The following is a 21,210-nucleotide window of genomic DNA, read 5'->3' on the forward strand; positions in this document are numbered from 1 at the left end:
ATATCTGCAAGCTGCAGATTCATTTCTTTTCTTTCACAATGCTAAGCAGATAACAGGAGGAATTTGTTAAACAGATGTAAATGTTGAAAATTTTTATATTATTTATGATTGGTTATCAATTTGATAGAAACTTTGTCAAACGTTAATCAAGTGTTAATGGCTCGGCGTTAACGCTCGTTGAATACAGGAAGGATAAGGATTTGAGGCTTTGAGCGATAATTGTTTTGTCTGTAACTTCGCGCAGATAAAGGTAAGCAACGGCAATGAAAAAACAATATACCTATTTCGAAGATGTTAGAAAGATCAGAATTAAAGATAATGATCACACTTTGCAAAAGATATGGGCTATAGGAGGACAGAACGGATGGTATTATGGCAACTGGATGTGGCAGTTACGGGGGTACCTGGACGAGCTGGCAGGTGGACCAGGACTCAGGCGGGGAAGGAGACATTCTTCTGAATTGGTGGAAGGCGACTATCTGGATGTATGGAGAGTTGCAGTAGCAGACAAAACGGGCAGAAGATTATTGTTACAGGCTGAAATGAAACTACCGGGGGAAGCCTGGCTCGAATTCACCATAAAGGAAGATATACTGGTACAGACTGCTTCCTTTCACGCATATGGTTTAGCAGGAAAATTGTATTGGTATCTGATGTTGCCCTTTCATGGATTTATATTTCCGGGCATGATCCGCAAACTGATTTAAACTGTTTTATTATGGATATCAAAAAGGAAATCGTCAAAACATTGAAGGATCTTTTACTGAAATCCAATGCACATGTCAATTTCGCTGCTGCTGTCAAAGGTATGCCTGTGGAGTTACGGGGTGTGGTGCCGGAACAGTTGCCCTACAGTGTCTGGCAGCTGGTAGAACATATCAGGCTTACTCAGGCAGACATTCTGGATTTCAGCCGTGATGCAGCCTATCAATCACCACCCTGGCCGGAAGGCTACTGGCCCAGGAAGACGGCACCTGCCAATGATGAGGCTTGGCGACAAAGCCTTGAGCAGATCAAGTCAGATACACATGCCTTTATTGCATTGCTGGAAGCGCCTGAGGCAGACCTTTTCAGGCCTTTCCCCTATGGAGACGGACAACATCTTTTCCGGGAAGCGCTACTGATCGCGGACCATACCAGTTATCATACCGGTGAAATTATTGCGGTGCGGCGTTTGCTGAATGCCTGGAAATAATTTCAGTCACACTGCCAGAGGCAATCTACAAACCATTTTTTACTATCGAAGAAGCGGGCTACCGGTTTAAAGCCTGCCTGCAACGCCAGTTGCTCTGTTTCTTCCAGAGAATATTTCTGGGATATTTCCATATACAGTGGTTCATTTTCCGCGAAGTCGATGTATACATTATCGCCGATTTTTACCTGTTGATTTTCGAGGCTTATCAGATAACTTTTACAGGCCCCGGTACCAGGATCGTAAGTGGGGTAATGTTCGAATTTTGAGAGGTCAAAATTGGCCCCTAGCTCCCGGTTGATACGGGTGAGCAGGTTAAGGTTAAATGCTTTTGTAATACCTGCGTCGTCGTTATAGGCATGCAGGATTACCTGCGGATGTTTTTTCAGATCGAAGCCGGTCAGCAGAAGGTCTCCGGGTTGCAGCAGCTCTCTCAATTCTTCGCAGAAGCTGTGGGCTGCCGCGGGATCGAAGTTGCCGATGTTGGCTCCCAGAAACAGTACTACTTTCTTTTTACGGCTATAGGTATTTGCTGCCTGCAGCATTCCAAAATATTCACCATTCAGGCCTTTTAACTGCAAGTCAGGGAGGGCTGCCGGCAGTTCCTGTTCGAGGTGGCGGATTACATTGGCAGATATATCAATCGGGAAATAGGTGAAGTCTACCTCGCTGGTCAGCAGCTGGCGCAGCAGGTGTATAGATTTGGTTGCATCTCCGGCACCCAGTTCCACCACATCGAAAGTGCCGGCCTGCCGGGTGATGGCGTCAGTGATTTCTGCTGCGCGGGTGGTGAGGATTTCCATCTCACAGCCGGTCAGGTAATATTCGTGGCACTGCATGATCTGCTGAAACAGCTGATCACCGGTAACATCATAAAAATATTTGGAGTCCAGGTATTTCTGCGGAGCAGTAAGGCCGCGGACAACTTCTTCATAAAAGGTGCCAGTCACCGGTTTGTTTTTGTAAAAGACCATGTGGCCAGGAATTACAGGGGATTGCATATACTGTCTTTTAGAAATGAATGATGCCATTGTTTATTTTGCGAGCCTGATACCGGTAAACTGCCATCGCAGGGAAGGATGGAAAAAGTTGCGGTAGCTGATGCGGCTATGATGTGGAGGTGTTACTTCCGAAGCGCCTCTGAGTACTATCTGATTGACCATAAACTTGCCATTGTACTCACCGATTGCACCCGGGGCTTTAGCGAAGCCGGGATAGGGAAGATAAGCGCTTTCTGTCCATTCCCAGCGTACTCCCCAGGAGAGTGATGGCGCAGCTGCCTCCCATTCAAATTCAGTAGGCAGGCGAAATCCTTTCCAGGAGGCGAATGCGGCTGCTTCGTAATAACTGATATGACACAAAGGTGCATCAGGTTGGAGGGATTGCAACCCCTGCCAATTGTAATGCAGCCATTGTCCATCCACATGATACCAGTACATGGGCATTCCCACCTGGTTTTTCTTCACCCAGTCCCATCCTTCTGCATGCCAGTGACGAAAGTCATGGTAGCCGCCGGCTTCTATAAAACCGAGATATTCTGCATTGGTGACCAGCGTTTCACTGATAGCGAAATCACCGAGGTATACTTTATGTTTGCCCAGCTCATTATCAAAGCAGAAACCGTTGCCGGCATAACCTATTTCATAGAGGCCGGCCTTCATCTTTAACCAGGAAGCTGTGGGTTTTGTTGCGGAGACTGCTGTTTTATTTGGGTCATAGGCCGGGAAAAGCGGATTATGGCCCAGAATGTATTTGATGTCTGTGTATAATAATTCCTGATGTTGTTCTTCATGATTTAATCCGAGGGTAATGAGAGCATTGAGCTCAGGCGTTTGTTCCTGTTCAAGGAATGCTATCATAGCTTCATCTACATACCGGCGGTAACGCATAATATCTTCCACGGAAGGCCGGCTCAGATTGCCCCGGTCGGTGCGGATAACCCGTGCACCTATAGATTCGTAGTAACTGTTGAAAACAAAATTATATTGCGGGTCAAACTCCGTATATCCTTTAGCGTTAGGTGTCAATACAAAGGTTTCAAAAAACCAGGTGGTATGCCCGAGGTGCCATTTGGGTGGGCTTACATCTACCACGGGTTGTACTACGTAGTCTTCCGTTTTAAGCGGTGCGCAGATATCTTCCGTCCTTTTGCGTACTTTGATATAATCATTTTTCAGTTGCATAAATACGTCGGTTAGTGATGGTGTATATAGTTTGTTAAACCGGATATTGTGCTGATATGTAGCCTGGATGCCTGTTCGCGACGCATCATCAGTGCGTAGGTGTTATTAAAGCCGATAGGGTTGAGCCATTTCACGTGGTATTGTTTATCAAAGCCATCCTTTACATAGTCATATACTTTTTTGCTGTCGCCGATGATACTGTCTACAATATGTTGTGGCGCCTGGAGAATCACCAGCAGGCCGGTACCGGTATATTCCGGATAGAGGTCTATCTGATCGTTGACCAGTGCGTCGAATACGATTTTAGTGCCACCGAGTCCTGTTTTGGTGGTGGCAGTGAGATCGGTATATCCTGCTATCAGTATCTGATACATGTTTGCCAGGATATAGCCGTCCCCGAATATTTTAGCGCCGATGCGGACAGTACCTTTGGTGCCGCTCCTGGCTGGTTTCCATAGTCCGGTTTTGACCAGGAAATCTTTGGCTACCTGCTGCGGGTTTTGTTTGAGATAATCCACCCGGTAGTTCAGGTCCGTCATTATGCTATCATTAATTGTACCAGCCAGGAGGTTGATTATATGCTCCAGTTCGGGATATTTATCCAGGACCTCCTGCCTTACTACAGGAGCTGCATAATAAGGTGGAAAGATGTGTTTGTCATCTTCCAGTACTACCAGGTCAAAAGCTTTTACTCTTCCATCTGTGCTGCTGCCGCTGATCACGTCGATTTTTTTTTCATAGGCGGCCTTATACATGATCATATCACTGATAACGAGGGTTCGCAGGTGCAGTCCGTATACGGTGCGCAGCCCGATGGCACCATCTTTCCTACCCATAAATTCCGGGGTGAATCCAGCTTTAAGGTGACTGCTATAACTTTCTGGCAGCAGGTAGAAAGAGGAGAGGAGCAGGAGGAGAGCGGGCAGTATGAGTATTGTTTTACGTGCTTTCCGGCTGTTGAGGCGCTGGAGCTGTGCCAGTCCCCAGTCGAACAGGATGGCCAGCAATGCGGCGGGGATGGCACCTGCCAGCATCATGTTGGTATTGTTGAGGGCGATACCGCCGAAAATAAACTCGCCGAGGCCGCCGGCAGCGATATAGGCTGCCAATGTGGCTACTCCTACGTTGATGACCGTAGCGGTACGAATGCCAGCCAGTATGACAGGCATAGCCAGTGGCAGCTGTACGCGGAGCAACAACTGGCGCCGGTTCATGCCCATACCGGTAGCAGCCTCCATGACACTGGTATCTACACCCAGTATACCAGTGTAGGTGTTACGTACCACCGGCAGTAATGCATAAAGAAACAGGGCCACGATGGCGGGTTTGGGGCCTATGCCCAGCAAGGGGATCATAAAACCCAGCAGGGCAATGCTGGGGATGGTTTGCAGTATGCCTGTAATACCGAGTACAGGGCCTGCCAGTTTTTTATGGCGGGAGATGAGGATACCGGCGGGTACACCAATGCATACCGCTATCAGCACGGAGATAAATGTAAGGCCGGTGTGGGTGAGGGTTTGTTCAAGCAGTTTACCGGATTGCTGCCGGACGAAGTCGAAGAAGGTTTCAGGCGTGTCCATTTTGGCTGACATTTTTTTTAAAGGCGGTGATGGCATTCATCAGTATGTTTCCGTCCAGGTGTTTATTTTCACCCCTGAAAGTGGCAGTGGCAGCGGAAGTGGTAAGGTTTTCCAGTGTGTCCCAACAGCTGGTTTCGCCGGGCAACAATATACCGGCTGTTTCACCCGTGCCGTTGAGATAAGGCCATATATCGAGCAGACGGAGTGACTTAAGCTCCAGCTCCAGCCGTTGTTTGTCGAGAAAATTACGCACAAAATCATTGGCAGGGTTGAACAGCAGTTCAGTGGCGCTCCCCAGCTGTTGTATGCGGCCTTCATTCATAACACAGATACGATTACCGAGTTCAAAAGCTTCTTCTATATCATGCGTAACAATGATGATGGTCTTACTGTTCAGTTCATCCAGTGCTTTAAATTCTTTTCTGACGCTGATACGGGTGAGTGGATCGAGGGCACCGAAGGGTTCGTCCATCAGCAGGATAGGCGGATCGGCGGCGAGGGCGCGGGCTAGTCCCACCCGTTGCTGTTGTCCGCCGCTGAGGTGCTGCGGATATACGTGGGCGTATTGTTCCGGTGGCAGCCGCAGCTTTTGCAGTAATGTCCAGACCCTGTCGCGGATATGTGTTTTGTTCCAGTGCAACAGCTGTGGCACCACCCCGATATTTTCCTGGACGGTATAATGCGGAAACAGCCCTGTGTTTTGCATGACATAACCGATACTTCTGCGCAGGTTTTCCGGGACCTCTTCCCTGATATTTTTTTCTCCGATGAAGATATCCCCCTGATCTGGTATGAGCAGGCGGTTGATCATACGAAGGGTTGTTGTTTTGCCGCAGCCGCTGGTACCCAGCAGTACCAGTGTTTCACCAGCCTGTACTTCAAAGGAGAGGTCGTTCACTGCATTTTTGCCGTGTCCGAAATTTTTAGAAACATGAGATAGTTTAATCATAGGAAGCTGATAGCATATATGGGGAAAAATATACTCATATTGACCTTTATTTTTCCAGTGACATGAACAGATTATTCAATGATTCAGCATAAAGGGGATGGGCAAATATCATATCCCGTATCTGCGTTGCCGTTATACCACCCAGCATAGCCATCTGCAGAACAGACATGATTTCGCCGCCGGCGGTACCAATGATAGATGCACCCAGTATCTGCCCGGTGTGTTCGTGTACAATGGCTTTCATAAAGCCGAGTGTTTCGCCGGTTTCAATAGCACGGGCCACTCTATCCATACCAATGCGTGCTACTTTTATGGGATAGCCTTCCAGCCTTGCCTGTGATTCCGACAGCCCGATACGGCCCAGCTGTGGATCTGTAAACATACAATATGGCAGCTGCCTGGTTCTGACAGTGAGTTCGGCTTTTTCGAAAAGATTTTTATAGATCAGCAGGTGATCATTATAGGACATATGGGTGAAGGCGGGTCCTGGCTTTACATCTCCCAGTGCATAAATGCCAGGGCAGGAGGTTTCGAGTTGTTCATCTACCTGGATATAACCCTTTGCATCCAGGGTCACATTGCTTTTTTCTGTCTGCAGGGTGGCGGTCTGTGGTTGCCTTCCGGTAGCTACCAGTATATGCGATCCCGTTATAGTAAGAGAGGTACTGCCGGTCTTCACCTCCACATGCAGGTGGCCATCTACGATCATTACTTTTTCAATATCGGCGGAGGTGATCACCTGTATATCTTCAGCTTCCAGCAGGTTTCTGAGTATGGCGGCCACATCGGGATCTTCCTTAGACATCAGCCGGGGGCTTCGTTCTATAATGGTAACGTTGCTGCCTAAACGCCGGTATAGCTGTGCCATTTCCAGTGCAATATAACTACCTCCCAGGATGATCAGTTCCGGTGGTGCAGCGCGCATGTCGAGCAGAGTGGTGGAAGTGAGATATGGCACGTCCCGGAGGCCGGGAATGTCCGGTATAAAAGGAGTTGCGCCTGTATTAATAAAAATGTTTGGTGCGGTAAGTTCCATGGTGCTGCCATCGTCCAGGGCCACTTTGATTGTTTTTATACCAGAGAAAGCAGCACTACCATAAATAATGCTCACGCCCGCTTTCTGAAGCGCCCTGGTGGTATTGTTCCTGAATTGCAACACCACCTCTTCTTTACGGGCCATCACTGCGGCCATATCGATGGTATACCCCTGATTGCTGATGCCCCAGTCTTCACTATGTGCTACCAGATAAGCGACCCTGGCGCTGGCAATCATGGTTTTGGTAGGTGTGCAGCCGTCATTGATACATGTGCCACCCAGCTGGCGTTGTTCTATCAGGGCTGTTCTCCATCCGTTTTCCGCCATTTTCCTCGCCAGCGGATTGCCTCCCTGTCCTGAACCGACTACAATTGCGTCGAACTTTTCCATGAGCTTATTTTTTGTCCCAGGGCTGAAGCCCTGGGCTATGTTAGTTGGGAATTGTACGATGGTGATGATCAATATTCGTTCCTGAGCAAAGCTCATTAGCACCTGGACTCTATAAAAATGAATAAATGAAATGAGCCCTCCAATATAGCCCAGGGCTTCAGCCCTGGGAAAAATATTTTATCTTTGCGCTTCTGAAAATACTGATTTTGGTTAAGATTGACAACATAACACTGCCTGATTTCCCGCTATTGCTGGCTCCTATGGAGGATGTGAGTGATCCTCCGTTCCGTGCTATCTGTAAAGATGCGGGAGCGGATCTGATGTATACTGAATTTATTTCAAGTGAAGGGTTGATCCGCGATGCGATCAAATGCCGGCGCAAGCTGGACATATTTGAGTACGAAAGGCCGGTAGGCATTCAGATTTTTGGGGGTGATGAAGACAGTCTGGCTATGGCCGCTAAAATTGTGGATGTGACCAATCCGGACCTGCTGGATATCAATTTTGGCTGTCCGGTGAAAAAAGTGGCCGGCAGAGGTGCGGGTGCCGGTGTCTTAAAAGACCTGGACCTGATGGTAAGGCTGACAGAAGCCTGTGTAAAAGCCACCAAGCTGCCCGTTACCGTCAAAACCCGCCTTGGCTGGGATGATGATACCAAAAATATAGAAGAAGTGGCCGAAAGGCTGCAGGACGTGGGTATCAAGGCCCTGGCCATTCATGGACGTACCCGTTGCCAGATGTACAAGGGGGAAGCCGACTGGACCCTGATCGGAAAAGTGAAGAATAACCCACGTATCCATATTCCCATTTTCGGAAATGGTGATATCAACAGCCCGCAGAAAGCAGTTGAATACAAAAACCGGTACGGCGTCGACGGTATTATGATCGGTAGGGCTGTGATCGGCTATCCATGGCTGTTCCGTGAGATCAAACATTATGTAAAAACCGGCGAAATAATGTCCGGGCCAACACTTGAAGAACGTATTGCCGTCAGCAAAAAACACCTGCGCCTCTCCGTGGAATGGAAAGGCCCTGTGGTAGGCATCAATGAGATGCGAGGCTGTTATGCCAACTACCTGAAGGGGCTGCCCAATATTAAAGAGTTCCGCAGCCGGCTGGTAACCCTCAAAACCGTAGAAGAGGTAGAAACCGTGCTCGACGAAATAGAAGCCTATTACAAAGGCATTGAGCTGGAACAAACACAGATAGAACTGATTGATTACCATCAGAACTGCCCGCTGTAGACCGTTTTCAGGCATATATAAATACTGTCATATACGCAAACCTTTAATGCGTGTATTTTGTTATGTCCTGAAAACCTGCATTGATGATAAGATCCTGTCTTTTTATTATTATCATTCCCCTGCTGGCTATAGCCTGTAAGCAGGTAGTCAATCCCAATCAGCATCCTTTACAACAGTCACCCGACTCTTCGTACAGGGATGTCCGTTACCGTGATCAGCAACATATAGAAAAAGTCATTTTCGCTTTCTGCGAACATTTCGATAACGGAGAGCTGGTAAGGTGCATGGAATATATGACTGACAGCATCCATGGAGAAATAGATGGTATAAAGATCCTGGGCAAACAAAACTGGGGCGATAAAATCACGAGACTATATTCCAGCGCCCAGAGCAAACATTTTCAGACCAGGCATATCCTCAGCAATATGCAATACTTCACCGGTGCAAATGATACCGTGAAAGTAAGCATGTACGCTTCCGTTTTATGGACCGACCTGGAATCAGGGCAGATACAGCTGATGTCTGTAGGTTATTATAAAGGAAAAATGGTGAAAAGAGAGAATAAATGGTTGATCGCAGAGTTGAACTCCCTGCCGGACAGCCGGTTGGTGAAGTATTACTATCATGATCAACAATGATTCGTTTGATGTAACTGATGCTCTTGATGAGGAAGATTTATTTTCTTCCTTATCAGGAGCATCAGTTTTTAGATCATTGTCATGATCATCAGTTTACATCAAACTCATCAGTGGTTCCGGTTCTGGAGTTTATACTCGCTAAACGTTACCGATGCAGTAGCCCGGCCTGAAGAGAGTGTACGCAACACCGTTATATAGCCGAATAATTCGGCCAGCGGTACAGAAGCCGTGATGTTTTGTACGCTGTTCCTTATCTCCATATGGCGGATGAGGCCATGGCGTCTGTTAAGGTCGCCGGTGATGGCGCCGGTGTATTCTTCCGGCGTGGTCACTTCTACCGACATCACCGGTTCCAGGAGGCGTGGTGCAGCCTGGGTGGCAATGTTGCGGAAGGCGATCATGGCTACCTGTTCGAAGTCCTGTGCATGGGAATCTGTTGGGTGGATCTTGCCGTCGAGCAGACGTATCTGCATGGAGTGAACAGGAAATCCTTTAAGGGCACCGTTTTTCATGGCCGATTCAAAACCTTTACTGATGGAAGGAATGAACTCTTTCGGGATGGCGCCGCCTTTGATTTCATTGATAAATTCCAGGCCCGGGTCATCATTCTGCCGGGGGGCCAGTTCAAAGGTGATGTCTGCAAAGCTACCGGAGCCACCAGTCTGTTTTTTAAACACTTCGTGGTGTGTGACCGGCCGCGTAAATATTTCCTTATACGCAATTTGCGGAGCGCCTTTGTTGACCTGCACCTGATATTCACTGGCCAGTTTTTCCAGCACCACTTCCAGATGTAGTTCGCCCATTCCTTTCAGGATGGTTTGACCGGAAGCCTTGTCTACTTCTACAGACAGGGTGGGGTCTTCATCCAGCAGGCCTGCCAGTGCTTCACTCAGCTTGTCAGTATCCTTGGACGCTTTTGCTTCTATAGCGTAACCGATCATCGGTTCGGGGAAACTGATTTTCTCAAGCAGCACGGTAAAGTCGGTATGAGTCAGCGTGTCGCCGGTTTTTACATCTCTCATTCCTACTACCGCACCGATGTCACCTGCACTGATTTCAGTCACCGGTTCGAATTTATCGGACATGATACGCATCAATCTGCTGATGCGGACTGTTTTGCCGGTACGGCTGTTCCACAACATATCACCAGTGCGTAATAGACCGGCGTATACGCGTACTAACGTTAACCTGCCTACGTAATCGTCCACCATGATCTTAAATGCCAGTGCCGCCACGTGGCCTTCTTCTATGGCCGGGAATGTTATTGGTTCGCCGGAATCTGCGTCCATAGCGTGTACTACGGGTATGTCTTCCGGTGAAGGAAGATAGGCTGTCACGGCATCCAGCAGGGGCTGTATCCCTTTGTTTTTATAGGCCGCACCAGCCAGTGCCGGCACAGCCAGCATATTGATGGTGGCAGCACGCATGGCTTCACGCAGGTTTTCTTCAGTGATGTTTTCCGGCGCGTTGCTGTATTGTTCCAGTAATGGTTCATGCAGCATAGACAGCTCTTCTATCATCCACTGGCGGGCTTTCTCAGCAGCAGGAAGCAGTTGTGCAGGTATCGGTTGTTCTTCAAAACTTTTTCCATCATCATCATGCCAGAGCAGGGCTTTCATCCTGATGAGGTCTATCACACCGGTAAAAGTATCTTCCTGACCTATAGGTATCTGCACAGGAATAACATTTGCGTGTAGCCGTTCCCGTATTTCATTCACTACGCGCTGGAAGTCGGCACCCTGGCGGTCCATTTTGTTGATCATCACAATACGGGGCACCCGGTAGTGGTCAGCCTGCCGCCAAACGGTTTCAGACTGAGGTTGTACACCGGAACGGGCACAGAAGACGGCAATGGCGCCATCGAGTACACGCAGGGAACGTTCAACTTCTGCTGTGAAGTCTACGTGTCCGGGTGTATCAATAATATTGATCTGGTATTTGTTGTCCGCAAAATTCCAGTAGGTAGTGATGGCAGCAGATGATATGGTGATGCCACGTTTCTCTTCCTGGGGATCTGTATCCATTATGGTGTTACCTTCATCCACATTGCCCATTTTATGGGTAAGGCCGGTATAATACAGCATTCTTTCGGTGAGCGTTGTTTTACCTGCGTCGATGTGGGCCATGATACCTATATTTCTGAATTGGGATAATCGTTTCATACAATCTTTGTTAAATAGAATAAAAAAGCCTTTCATGCGGTAATGAAAGGCTATGCGTGATGCAATAGAATGCCGTACATTACCGGTGTTGCCGGATGTAAATCATCATTGTTGTGATCAATAATTTCATGGTTATGATCAGTCTGTTAAAGGAAATTGTCGGGGTCAAGGGGGAGACAAAATAAAAAGGCCTCTTCGGAGGAAGAGGCCTTCAATATTATGATGCAGGTGTTATTACATGCTCATAGATGATACCTCTCGTATCCGGGATGGATTTGCCTCCCCGTCTTGAATAAAGACAATGCGGGTGCTTGCAATTACCGCTCTGATAACGGAATTGTTGTTCCTGCGTGTCTGATATGTCAAGGTATTTTTCATCTTTTGGTGCAATTAAATTTTGCGATGCAAATATAGTATTTTTTCTGATATCAACAATGTATGGGTATCTTATGTTTTTACAGAAAATTCACAGGAATATACCGGAAGTGTGATTTCATCGGTGTGTAAATTTGTATTCGGATTCAATGATTAAAACTTAAGCGAATGAATATTACAGATCTTACAGGCACAGTACAGCTGGCTAACGGCCTGCAGATGCCATATTTGGGGTTAGGTGTCTTTCTGACTAAAGAAGGACAGGAAGTGGTTGATTCAGTAACGTATGCGCTCGATGCAGGTTATCGCCATATTGATACTGCCGCGATCTATCAGAATGAAGAAGGGGTGGGCCTCGCTATCGACAATCATAAGACAGACCGGAAAGATATTTTTATTACCACGAAAGTATGGAATGCCGACCAGGGCTATGACAGCACACTGAAAGCATTTGATACTTCCCTGCGTAAGCTGAAAACGGATTATCTGGACCTTTACCTCATCCACTGGCCGGTAAAAGGAAAGTATAAAGAAACCTGGCGTGCGCTCGAACAACTTTATGCAGACGGAAGGGTGAAAGCCATCGGGGTGAGTAATTTCCTGCAACACCATCTGGAAGACCTGTTTCATTCTGCCAAAGTGCTGCCGATGGTGAATCAGGTTGAGTTTCATCCGTACCTGGTGCAGCAACCGCTGCTGGACTTCTGTCGTCAGCATCGTATCCAGTACGAAGCCTGGAGCCCGCTGATGCAGGGTAAAGTATTTGATGTGCCCTTACTGAAAACACTGGCAGAAAAATATGGTGTGACTGTAACGCAGCTGGTGTTACGCTGGGACCTGCAAAAGGATGTGGTGACTATTCCTAAAAGCGTACAGCAGCAACGGATCATTGCCAATGCGGAAGTTTTCAATTTTAATATCTCTGCGGAAGATATGGCCGATATTGATGCACTGGACCGCAGAGAGCGGATCGGCCCGGACCCCGACAATTTTAATTTTTAAATTTGCAACGGATCATGCTTGTAAGCCGTCTCTTCACAGCAGAGGCGGCTTTTTTATTGTCTAAAAAATAAAACATCAGATGTTTTGTTTAAACATCATATTTTTGTGCCGTTAATGTAAATTTATGGACCAGACATCGAAACTTTCCAACCGCGTTATCAACGCCATTCAGAAGGACATTTCACAGGGAATTTACAAACCCGGACAAAAAATACCTACAGAGCCCGAACTGATGGTACAGTATGCCGTAGGGCGTTCTACCATCCGGGAAGCCATCAAAACGCTGGCTATGTCGGGAGTGCTGCGGGTACAGCAGGGATCCGGCACTTATGTTAACGAATCGGTCCAGGCCGAATCATTGGACCAGCGGTTGCGCCGGGCTGACTTCGAAGAAATCAACCAGGTAAGGCGTATGCTGGACTATGAGATTGTGAAACTGGCGGCCCAGCATCATACCAAAGCCGGTCTTGCTGATATGAAAAAGTTCCTGGAGCAGCGTAAAAAAGCTATTCTGGAACAACAGTACAATGCCTGTATGGAAGCAGACATCGCTTTTCACCTGTCTATAGCCAAAGCCAGCGGCAATCATGTGCTGGCAGACCTGTATCGTAGTTTCACCGCAGTGATCCGTGATTTCTTTGCTAAAAGAGATACGGAAAGCATCAGCCATTTTGCGATCAGCCATCATCTGCATGAGCAGTTATATGAGGCGATCAAAAGCGGCAATGTAAAACTGTCGCGGCAGACGATGGAAGACATACTGGACAATAATTACTAGGACTATTGGCGTGTAGCCGTTATCGTTAACCATAATTTTCCGGAAGATGAACGTACTTATTTTCAGCCTGATACTGCTGGCAGGGGCTTATGTGGCGGGTTTGCTGGGCGCAATGACTGGTCTGGGCGGAGGCGTGGTGGTGATCCCACTGCTGACACTAGTTTTTCATGTAGATATCCGTTATGCCATAGGAGCCGCGTTGCTGGCTTCTATCGGGAATTCCTCCGGTGCCGCCTCTGCGTATATTAAAGAAGGTATTACCAATGTGAGGCTGGGCATGTTCCTGGAAATAGCCACCACGGCGGGTGCTGTTGGTGGCGCGCTGATAGCGGTTTTTACCCCTACCAATACCATCGCCATCTTATTTGGAGTGGTGCTGATCTTTTCGGCCCTGATGACCATCCGGAAAAAAAATGAACAGGCCGAACAAGAGGGCAGCCGCCTGTCGTATGTGCTGAAGCTCAACAGCAGTTATCCAACAAAAGAGGGCGTAGTACATTATAAACTCAAAAATATAGGTGGTGGTTTTTCCATCATGCTGCTGGCGGGCGTATTGTCGGGTCTGTTGGGCATTGGCTCCGGAGCCCTTAAAGTGCTGGCGATGGACGGTGCGATGCGTATACCCTTTAAGGTTAGTACCACTACGAGTAACTTTATGATAGGTGTTACCGCTGCGGCCAGCGCGGTAGTATACCTGCAGCGGGGTTATATAGATCCTGGCATTGCGTTCCCGGTGGTACTCGGCGTGTTGGGCGGAGCCTTTACCGGCGCACGTTTGCTGACAGTACTGAATCCCAAAACGTTGCGCTACATCTTCTGTGCGGCCATCTCCTTTGTGGCCATGGAGATGATCTACAACGGATTACATCATCAGTTTTAATGCATTCCAAATGAAGCTTATCAAAACGTTGACAGGAGACAGGGATATTGCCCTGCTGGTAGGACAGGTGCTGCGCACAGGGGTGATCACTGCCAGCATCATTGCATTTGTGGGTGGGGTATTGTATCTCGCCGCCCATGGAGCAGACAGTGTACCGGATTATAGCAACTTTACCGGTGAAGGGCAGGAGTTTACCACCTTTACTGGTATTTTCGCGGGCCTGGCCACCTTCAAACCTTCGGCTGTTATTCAGTTTGGCGCCCTCATCTTACTGGCCACGCCTATCCTGCGTGTGTTCTTTTCCCTGATTGGTTTTGTGATGGAGAAAGACAGGATGTACATTTTTATCACCCTGATCGTGCTCTGCATTATTTTTTTCAGCATGTTTGGTGGGTTGAAAGTATAAAGGGTTACATACTATTTTCTTAATTGCTGATTGAGAATAAACAAATGTGTTGCTGCAGGGGAGATACTACTTTTTTTACTGCATAAACATGATAACTTGCAATTCCTGAGGGGAAATACATCATAAAAATTTAAGGATTTCAGGATGCTGAGAAAAAGAAATCTCCTGCTGTTTGCACTGGCATTTCTGCCGGGAAAAAAGCTGCTGGCACAGGAACAACCACTGTTTAGAAAAGCGGATGCACCTGTTGAACAACGGGTGAATGATTTGTTGCACACGCTCACATTAAAGGAAAAAATTTCACTGCTGGGGTATAATAGTCCTGCTGTTGAAAGATTGCAGATACCGGCTTATAACTGGTGGAATGAGGCATTACATGGCGTTGCCCGTGGTGGCGAAGCGACCGTGTTTCCACAGGCGATCGGTTTATCCGCCACCTTTAATGCGCCACTGGCCAGGATGGTAGCTGGCAGCATTGCCACAGAAGCCCGTGCCAAATACAATATCGCTACCGCAGCAGGTCGTCATGTACAATATATGGGGCTTAACTTCTGGACGCCCAATATCAATATTTTCCGTGATCCGCGCTGGGGCAGGGGACAGGAGACTTATGGTGAAGACCCTTATCTGACAGCTACTATGGCCGGTGCTTTTGTGAAAGGCTTACAGGGTGATGAACCAGGTAAACTGAAAACAGCGGCCTGTGCCAAACATTTTGCCGTGCACAGCGGGCCGGAAGCCGACCGTCATAGTTTCAACGCTGTTGTAGATGAAAAGGACCTGCGTGAAACCTATCTCTATGCCTTCAGGAAGCTGGTAGACAACCATGTGGAGTCTATTATGTGCGCTTATAACCGTGTCAACAGTCAGCCTTGCTGCACCGGAAACACCCTGTTGCAGGACATTCTCCGGCATGAATGGAAGTTCCGTGGCCAGGTGGTGACTGATTGCTGGGCGCTGGATGATATCTGGCTGCGTCACAAGGCTATCCCTACGCGGGAGGAAGTGGCAGCTGCGGCTGTTAAAGCCGGTGTCAACCTGGATTGCGCCAACATTCTGCAGGCCGATGTACTGAAAGCGATGGACAAGGGCTGGCTCAAACCAGCAGATGTGGACAGTGCGCTGATTGCGAGCCTGCGCACGCAGATGAAGCTAGGATTGTTTGATGCAAAGGAATTAAGTCCCTACAGCCGTTACGGAGCTGATAGTGTGAACAATGACTGGCATACTACCCTCGCATTGCAGGCAGCCAGAGAAAGTATGGTGTTGCTGAAAAACGATGGCGTGCTACCATTGAATAAAGATAAATATGCTTCCATGCTGGTGGCCGGTTCTAATTCTGCCTCGCTGGAAGCCTTGATGGGTAACTATCACGGGGTATCCGGCAATATGGTGACCTTTGCCGCCGGCCTGGCTAAAGCCGCTGGTCCGGGTATGGCCCTGCAATATGATCAGGGTTGTGACTTTACAGATACCCTGCATTTCGGAGGTATCTGGGCATCTGAAAACTGTGATGTAACAGTGGCGGTGATTGGTCTGACACCTTTACTGGAAGGGGAAGAAGGAGATGCTTTCCTCTCTGCTTCAGGCGGGGATAAAAATACGCTGAGCCTTCCCCGTTCGCAGGTGTTGTTTATGCAGAAACTCCGTGCTGCACATAAAAAACCGATCATTGCGGTGGTGACTGCCGGCAGTGCCATAGACGTGGCAGCCATCGCGCCTTACGCGGATGCCGTGATAATGGCCTGGTATCCCGGAGAGCAGGGTGGTACCGCACTCGCTGATATCATCTTCGGTAAATATTCGCCCGCAGGGCGCCTGCCGGTAACTTTTTATCACGCGCTGCAGGATCTTCCCGATTATAAGGATTACAGCATGAAAAACCGCACCTACCGCTATTTTACCGGCAAGGCAGCTTACCCTTTTGGTTTCGGACTTAGCTATACTTCCTTCGATTATTCCTGGCAGCAGGCACCAGCTAATACGTACAAGTTGAATGATACTATTCGTATGACCGTTAACGTTAGTAATACCGGCAAGTTCGATGGTGATGAAGTATTACAGGCCTATATCACCTATCCCAATATGGAACGGATGCCGCTGAAAGAGCTGAAAGCATTTAAACGGGTGTCTGTGAAACAAGGCAGTACTACTGCCGTAACGCTGGAAATACCGGTAACAGAACTACAGAAATGGGACCTGCAGCAACATGCCTGGAAGCTGTATAAAGGCTCCTACGGCATCCATATTGGTGCTTCTTCGGCTGATTTTAAACTGAGCCATAAAATGACTGTGAAATAATACTGGTTGAACGTATAAAAAGAATAGCCCCCGGAGTAATTTCCGGGGGCTATTCTTTTATGTTTCAGTGGATGGATTATCGGACCATTCTGTTCACCACGCGTTTGAGGGTCAGGCCCTGAACGATGATGGAGAAGAGCACCACAAAGTAACTGCCGGAGAGGATGATTTCCTTGTAAGGGGACTCTGGCAGCGACATGGCCAGTGCTACGGAGATGCCCCCACGAAGACCGGCCCATACCAGGATGGTGATGCCTTTGTAGGTAGTTTTCAGCGAACGTTTGAGCAGCAGGGACGGAATATAAATACTCAGGGCCCTGGCCACCAGTACAAAGGCTACGGCAAACAGGCCGGTGAGCCAGTAGTTTTTCAGGAAGGGCATTACCACTATCTGCAGGCCTATCATCACAAAGAGGATGGTATTGAGCAGTTCATCGATGAGGTGCCATACGTTATGGAAGTAACGTTGCAGGTCTTCTGACTGTTTGGTACCCAGAGAGGTGTTACCCAGGATAAGACCGGCAGAAACGGCCGCCAGCGGGATGGATACGTGTAGCATGGCGCCTAATACAGAGATAACCATCACCATCGATAATGACACCATTACAATGATCTGGAAATCGTCTACCCGTTTCATGGTACGGTAGGCAACCAGGCCGGAGATCACGCCCAGCAGTATTCCGCCAAACACTTCCTGCGAAAAAAGAGATATGGTGTGGGCCAGTGATACATGCGCATCTGCCTGGCCGGCGAGTTCTTTCAGAATAACAAAAAGCAGGATGCCGGTACCGTCATTCAGCAGAGATTCGCCACCAATGATGGTTTCAAGGGAAGAAGGTACCTTTGATTTTTTCAGTACGGACAATACCGCCACCGGATCAGTGGGAGAAATCAATGCACCAAATAACAGACAATAGAGTAATGGTAAATCAATACGCAGCAGCTCAGTGGCCCAATACAGCAGGTAACCGAAAATAAACGTAGAGCCTATCACCCCCACGGTACTGAGTATCAGTACAGGATACCGCTGTTCTCTCAGTTTCTGTAAATCAAATTGAAGGGCGCTCGCAAAAAGGAGGAAGCCTAACATAATATCCAGCAGTGTTTGAGTGAAGTCGATGCTGCTGGTGAGGTCTTTGATGAAAGTGTAGGCATTGGGAAAAATTTTGCCAGTAAACAAAATCAGCAAAGACAATAGCAACGAAACCACGATCACGCCTATGGTTCCGGGTAGTTTGATAAAACGGTTATTGATATACGAAATAAGCGCACTGATGGTGATCAAAGCCGTAATAATCGTAAATGTGTTCATAAGCTATCCAGATAATGCCAGTTAAAGAATATAGATTTAAAATGATGCTAATCAATAGTGCCAGGGGGCGTTAAAGATAGAAAAACATTTGTAAATCGTTTGGCTGGCAGGCCCGGAGCACTTACTTTTTTTTAGGGGGAGGAGCGATTTTGTTATATTCTAATGCCATTTTAATCCAACGCTCCAATTGTTTTTTGGTACGCAACACTGTATTATCCACAAATACAAATCCCTTCGCTATTCTATCACCCATAATCATTGGTGTACAGCCTTCTTCTTCCAGCACAGTGTCTATATGGGCTGGATCGAGGCGGAGCATAACAGTTTCGGCTTTAACCCCGACGCACATTTTATCATTCACCATAAAACACAGACCGCCGAACATTTTTTTCTCTTCTACTTTTTTTGCTGCCGGTGCAATCATTTCTCTGACGCGGTCAGCCATTTTTTCATCGAAAGCCATAGGGAAGTTTTTTGTAGTGTGATTAAAGATACATGGTTTTTTTATTGACCATATTTTTTTTCCATGACTTTGATTACTGCTTCTACAGCGTCTTCAGTATTGTCTTGTTGTACATTGGTAAAGACGATATAGGCACGGTTCTGCTCACGTATCAGTTGCACATGGGTAACGAAGGTGCCGGGTGTACCGGTGTTCCAGGAGATATGTTCTCCTTTGTTGTTTGTTTTCCAGAACCAGCCATAGGCGAAGGTGGGAAGGCCGTAGTGCAGTTGTTCAAAGATAGTTGCGGGTAACAGGGGAGATCGGCCGGCGAGGCCACGCAGCTGGAATTGTATAAAGCGGGCATAGTCCTGCAGGCTGATATGGATATTGCCGGCGGCCTGTAGCCAGTTGAGTTTGGGATTGTTTGCCGGAGCTTCCGGCAGCAATTGCTGATTATGTCCCCAGGGTTGTGTGCTGTCGGTAGCGTTGGGGCTTCCCAGTCCAAAGTGGATACCCAGTTGTTGTCCGAGTTGTTGCAACAGCTGCAGATAACTTTTATGAGCGGCTTTTTCGAGCATCAGGCCAGCGAGGACATAGCCGCTGTTAGTGTAGTTAAGGGAGTTGGTATCTGATACAGGTGGTTGTTGCAGCAGCCAGGCAGCAAACTGCCGGCGTTGGGCCGCTTCATTACCAGTGATGTTTTCGGGGCGGGGGAGCGGATTGGTATAAGTATACCGGACCAGTTTGTTACGGAAAGTGAGCAGTTCTTTTAGGGTGAGGTTATAGTAGGCAGGATGGCTTTTTGTTTTGAGATCAGGGAACAGGGAGAAGAAAGGAGTGTCCCAGTGCAGTTTACTTTGTTGTACGAGCAAAGCGGCCATGGTACAGGTGATAGCTTTGGTATTGGAGCCGATGCGGAACTGATCTTGTAGGGTGGCGGGGGATGGTGTATTGATTTTTTTGTTGCCCAGTATTTGTATTTCGAGGATAGAGTCAGCTGATACGACTGCGTATCCCAGGGCCGGAATATGGAAGGCCGTGCGGATGCTATCTGCAAACAGGCGGAGTGACTGGGCTTTCAGTGTAAACGGCAGGAGCAGGCAACAGAGGAATGCAGGCAAAGGTGTGCGCATAGGAAAAAATTTCCGCAAAGGAAAAGAAAAGGAGAGAAGATGTCAATGAGGGATTCCGTTTTTGCCGCCTGAAATTTTCAGGCGGCAACGGATTGAGGAGGATATGGTCATTGGGCGTTCCGTATAAAAAGCGGATCGCAATGGAAATAGTTGGTGAAGGCGACGATCAATGCTTTTTCGCCGGGCAGGCCTATTCTTCTGGTAATTTCGGCCAGGGGGGTGTCTTCATACACCAGGCAGTTAAAGGCTTTCAGCATTTTCATCTGAAAGGCAAAGTCTTCCAGGGGGATGTAAAACATATTTTCGAAGGCGCCGGCGAGTACGGGGCCGGGTACGTTGAAGAGGAAGGCTACATGCATCAGTGGCTTTTCCAGGTCTACGTTTTCCCGGAGGTAGTGAAATACGCTGATCAGTGTGTCATCGTCTACCGGACGTTTTTCGCAGGCGGGCGTGGCGTCCTGGCAGAGATAGTTGCTGAAGATAGAGACGCAGCAACGGCGAAGCAGGCATTCTGCCTGGTCTTCTATGAGGCGGCAGTCATTGATAATAGTCAGCAGCAGCTGGATAGCAATATTGGTGGTACAATCGCGCTGATTGAGCGGTTCGCTCTGGTCGGTGATTTTTTTGGAGAGCAGTCCTTTCAGTTCCGGAAATTCCCGTACCAGGGCGCCCATGCAACCGGGGATGATGTTGATATGAAAACTGCTGATCTGTTTGCCGGTAACAACAGGTACGGTATGCATCTGTTCCGGCAGGTTAAACAGGCAGATCTGACTGCCTACCATGTTAAAATCCCCTCTTCCATGAATATTGGCCACTACTTCATCGGCCTGGTTAAAATGGAGCGCCAGTATATGCCGGGGAGAGTAGGGGGTGAGCAGAATGTTTTTCTTGGCCAGTATTTCGTGGTGCCAGATGGAGAAGTCCCTTACTTTAATGTTCTGGCAAAACATGTCACATTCAGTATCCTGTTTAAAGTACTGACGTGCAAAGCGGATAACAGTGTCGCTGTAATCTTCCGGAATGAGTTCTAAAGGTGTAAAATATTGGTCATCTCTTTCAATCAGAAGAATTTTGCGTTCCGGAATGGGCTTAATGGTATTTTGTTCTTCCATATAATGCGATTAAACAAAAAGAATGGTATACATAATCCTCTCTTAACAGGATAGGCACAGTACAAGTTATGGTCGTTCTTGCATGTCAT

The 21,210-nt window shown here is 47.9% G+C and carries 19 protein-coding genes; 9 read left to right on the forward strand and 10 right to left on the reverse strand.

From position 1 onward, the window contains the following. Positions 1–263 precede the first annotated feature (263 nt). Together KD145_RS30110 and KD145_RS30115 are read left to right on the forward strand one after the other, a co-directional pair. A complete protein-coding gene (locus KD145_RS30110; RefSeq protein WP_212003501.1) occupies positions 264–707 on the forward strand; it encodes a DUF2867 domain-containing protein in 444 nt (147 codons plus the stop codon). A gap of 11 nt (positions 708–718) precedes the next feature. Next, positions 719–1,195, forward strand: coding sequence for a DinB family protein (locus tag KD145_RS30115; RefSeq protein ID WP_212003502.1), 477 nt, complete (start codon positions 719–721; stop codon positions 1,193–1,195). 2 nt (positions 1,196–1,197) lie between these two features. On the opposite strand, the gene KD145_RS30120 is transcribed toward KD145_RS30115, so the two are convergent. From KD145_RS30120 to KD145_RS30140, 5 genes are read right to left on the reverse strand one after another with little or no spacing between them, the layout of a single operon-like run. Beyond that, entirely contained in the window at positions 1,198–2,193 is a 996-nt protein-coding gene (locus tag KD145_RS30120) for an L-histidine N(alpha)-methyltransferase (RefSeq protein ID WP_249219633.1), read from the reverse strand. Between the two features lie 33 nt (positions 2,194–2,226). Next, a complete protein-coding gene (egtB, locus tag KD145_RS30125) occupies positions 2,227–3,375 on the reverse strand; it encodes an ergothioneine biosynthesis protein EgtB (protein ID WP_212003503.1) in 1,149 nt (382 codons plus the stop codon). Between the two features lie 11 nt (positions 3,376–3,386). After that, entirely contained in the window at positions 3,387–4,955 is a 1,569-nt protein-coding gene (locus KD145_RS30130) for an ABC transporter permease/substrate-binding protein (protein ID WP_212003504.1), read from the reverse strand. Further along, complete coding sequence (locus KD145_RS30135; protein ID WP_212003505.1) at positions 4,942–5,904, reverse strand: ABC transporter ATP-binding protein; 963 nt, start codon at positions 5,902–5,904, stop codon at positions 4,942–4,944. The genes KD145_RS30130 and KD145_RS30135 overlap by 14 nt, the downstream gene beginning before the upstream one ends. A 46-nt stretch (positions 5,905–5,950) precedes the next feature. Continuing rightward, complete coding sequence (locus KD145_RS30140; protein WP_212003506.1) at positions 5,951–7,330, reverse strand: mercuric reductase; 1,380 nt, start codon at positions 7,328–7,330, stop codon at positions 5,951–5,953. Positions 7,331–7,536: 206 nt separating this feature from the next. Between KD145_RS30140 and dusB the strand changes: the two genes are divergently transcribed. After that, a complete protein-coding gene (gene dusB, locus KD145_RS30145) occupies positions 7,537–8,574 on the forward strand; it encodes a tRNA dihydrouridine synthase DusB (RefSeq protein WP_212003507.1) in 1,038 nt (345 codons plus the stop codon). A gap of 83 nt (positions 8,575–8,657) precedes the next feature. Beyond that, complete coding sequence (locus KD145_RS30150; protein WP_212003508.1) at positions 8,658–9,212, forward strand: nuclear transport factor 2 family protein; 555 nt, start codon at positions 8,658–8,660, stop codon at positions 9,210–9,212. Positions 9,213–9,319: 107 nt separating this feature from the next. On the opposite strand, the gene fusA is transcribed toward KD145_RS30150, so the two are convergent. Beyond that, entirely contained in the window at positions 9,320–11,374 is a 2,055-nt protein-coding gene (gene fusA, locus KD145_RS30155) for an elongation factor G (protein ID WP_212003509.1), read from the reverse strand. A gap of 543 nt (positions 11,375–11,917) precedes the next feature. On the opposite strand from fusA, the gene KD145_RS30160 reads away from it, so the two are divergent. The 5 genes from KD145_RS30160 (at position 11,918) to KD145_RS30180 (ending at position 17,116) form a co-directional block, all read left to right on the forward strand. After that, complete coding sequence (locus tag KD145_RS30160; RefSeq protein WP_212003510.1) at positions 11,918–12,751, forward strand: aldo/keto reductase; 834 nt, start codon at positions 11,918–11,920, stop codon at positions 12,749–12,751. 124 nt (positions 12,752–12,875) lie between these two features. Further along, the gene (locus KD145_RS30165) at positions 12,876–13,529 is read left to right on the forward strand and encodes a FadR/GntR family transcriptional regulator (RefSeq protein ID WP_212003511.1); all 654 of its coding nucleotides are present in this window, start codon (positions 12,876–12,878) and stop codon (positions 13,527–13,529) included. Between the two features lie 46 nt (positions 13,530–13,575). Next, the gene (locus KD145_RS30170) at positions 13,576–14,409 is read left to right on the forward strand and encodes a sulfite exporter TauE/SafE family protein (protein ID WP_212003512.1); all 834 of its coding nucleotides are present in this window, start codon (positions 13,576–13,578) and stop codon (positions 14,407–14,409) included. 10 nt (positions 14,410–14,419) lie between these two features. Further along, entirely contained in the window at positions 14,420–14,815 is a 396-nt protein-coding gene (locus KD145_RS30175; RefSeq protein WP_212003513.1) for a DUF1634 domain-containing protein, read from the forward strand. Positions 14,816–14,959: 144 nt separating this feature from the next. Beyond that, positions 14,960–17,116: a glycoside hydrolase family 3 N-terminal domain-containing protein gene (locus tag KD145_RS30180; protein ID WP_212003514.1), complete on the forward strand. Its 2,157-nt coding sequence runs from the start codon at positions 14,960–14,962 to the stop codon at positions 17,114–17,116. Positions 17,117–17,192: 76 nt separating this feature from the next. On the opposite strand, the gene KD145_RS30185 is transcribed toward KD145_RS30180, so the two are convergent. From KD145_RS30185 to KD145_RS30200, 4 genes are all read right to left on the reverse strand, one after another. Then, complete coding sequence (locus KD145_RS30185) at positions 17,193–18,428, reverse strand: sodium:proton antiporter (protein ID WP_212003515.1); 1,236 nt, start codon at positions 18,426–18,428, stop codon at positions 17,193–17,195. 121 nt (positions 18,429–18,549) lie between these two features. Continuing rightward, positions 18,550–18,891: a TfoX/Sxy family protein gene (locus KD145_RS30190; RefSeq protein WP_212003516.1), complete on the reverse strand. Its 342-nt coding sequence runs from the start codon at positions 18,889–18,891 to the stop codon at positions 18,550–18,552. 41 nt (positions 18,892–18,932) lie between these two features. Beyond that, positions 18,933–20,006, reverse strand: coding sequence for a serine hydrolase (locus tag KD145_RS30195; protein ID WP_212003517.1), 1,074 nt, complete (start codon positions 20,004–20,006; stop codon positions 18,933–18,935). Positions 20,007–20,113: 107 nt separating this feature from the next. After that, the gene (locus tag KD145_RS30200; RefSeq protein ID WP_212003518.1) at positions 20,114–21,121 is read right to left on the reverse strand and encodes a hypothetical protein; all 1,008 of its coding nucleotides are present in this window, start codon (positions 21,119–21,121) and stop codon (positions 20,114–20,116) included. Positions 21,122–21,210 lie beyond the last annotated feature (89 nt).

Source organism: Chitinophaga sp. HK235 (assembly GCF_018255755.1).
In the GTDB taxonomy this organism is placed as follows: Bacteria; Bacteroidota; Bacteroidia; order Chitinophagales; family Chitinophagaceae; genus Chitinophaga.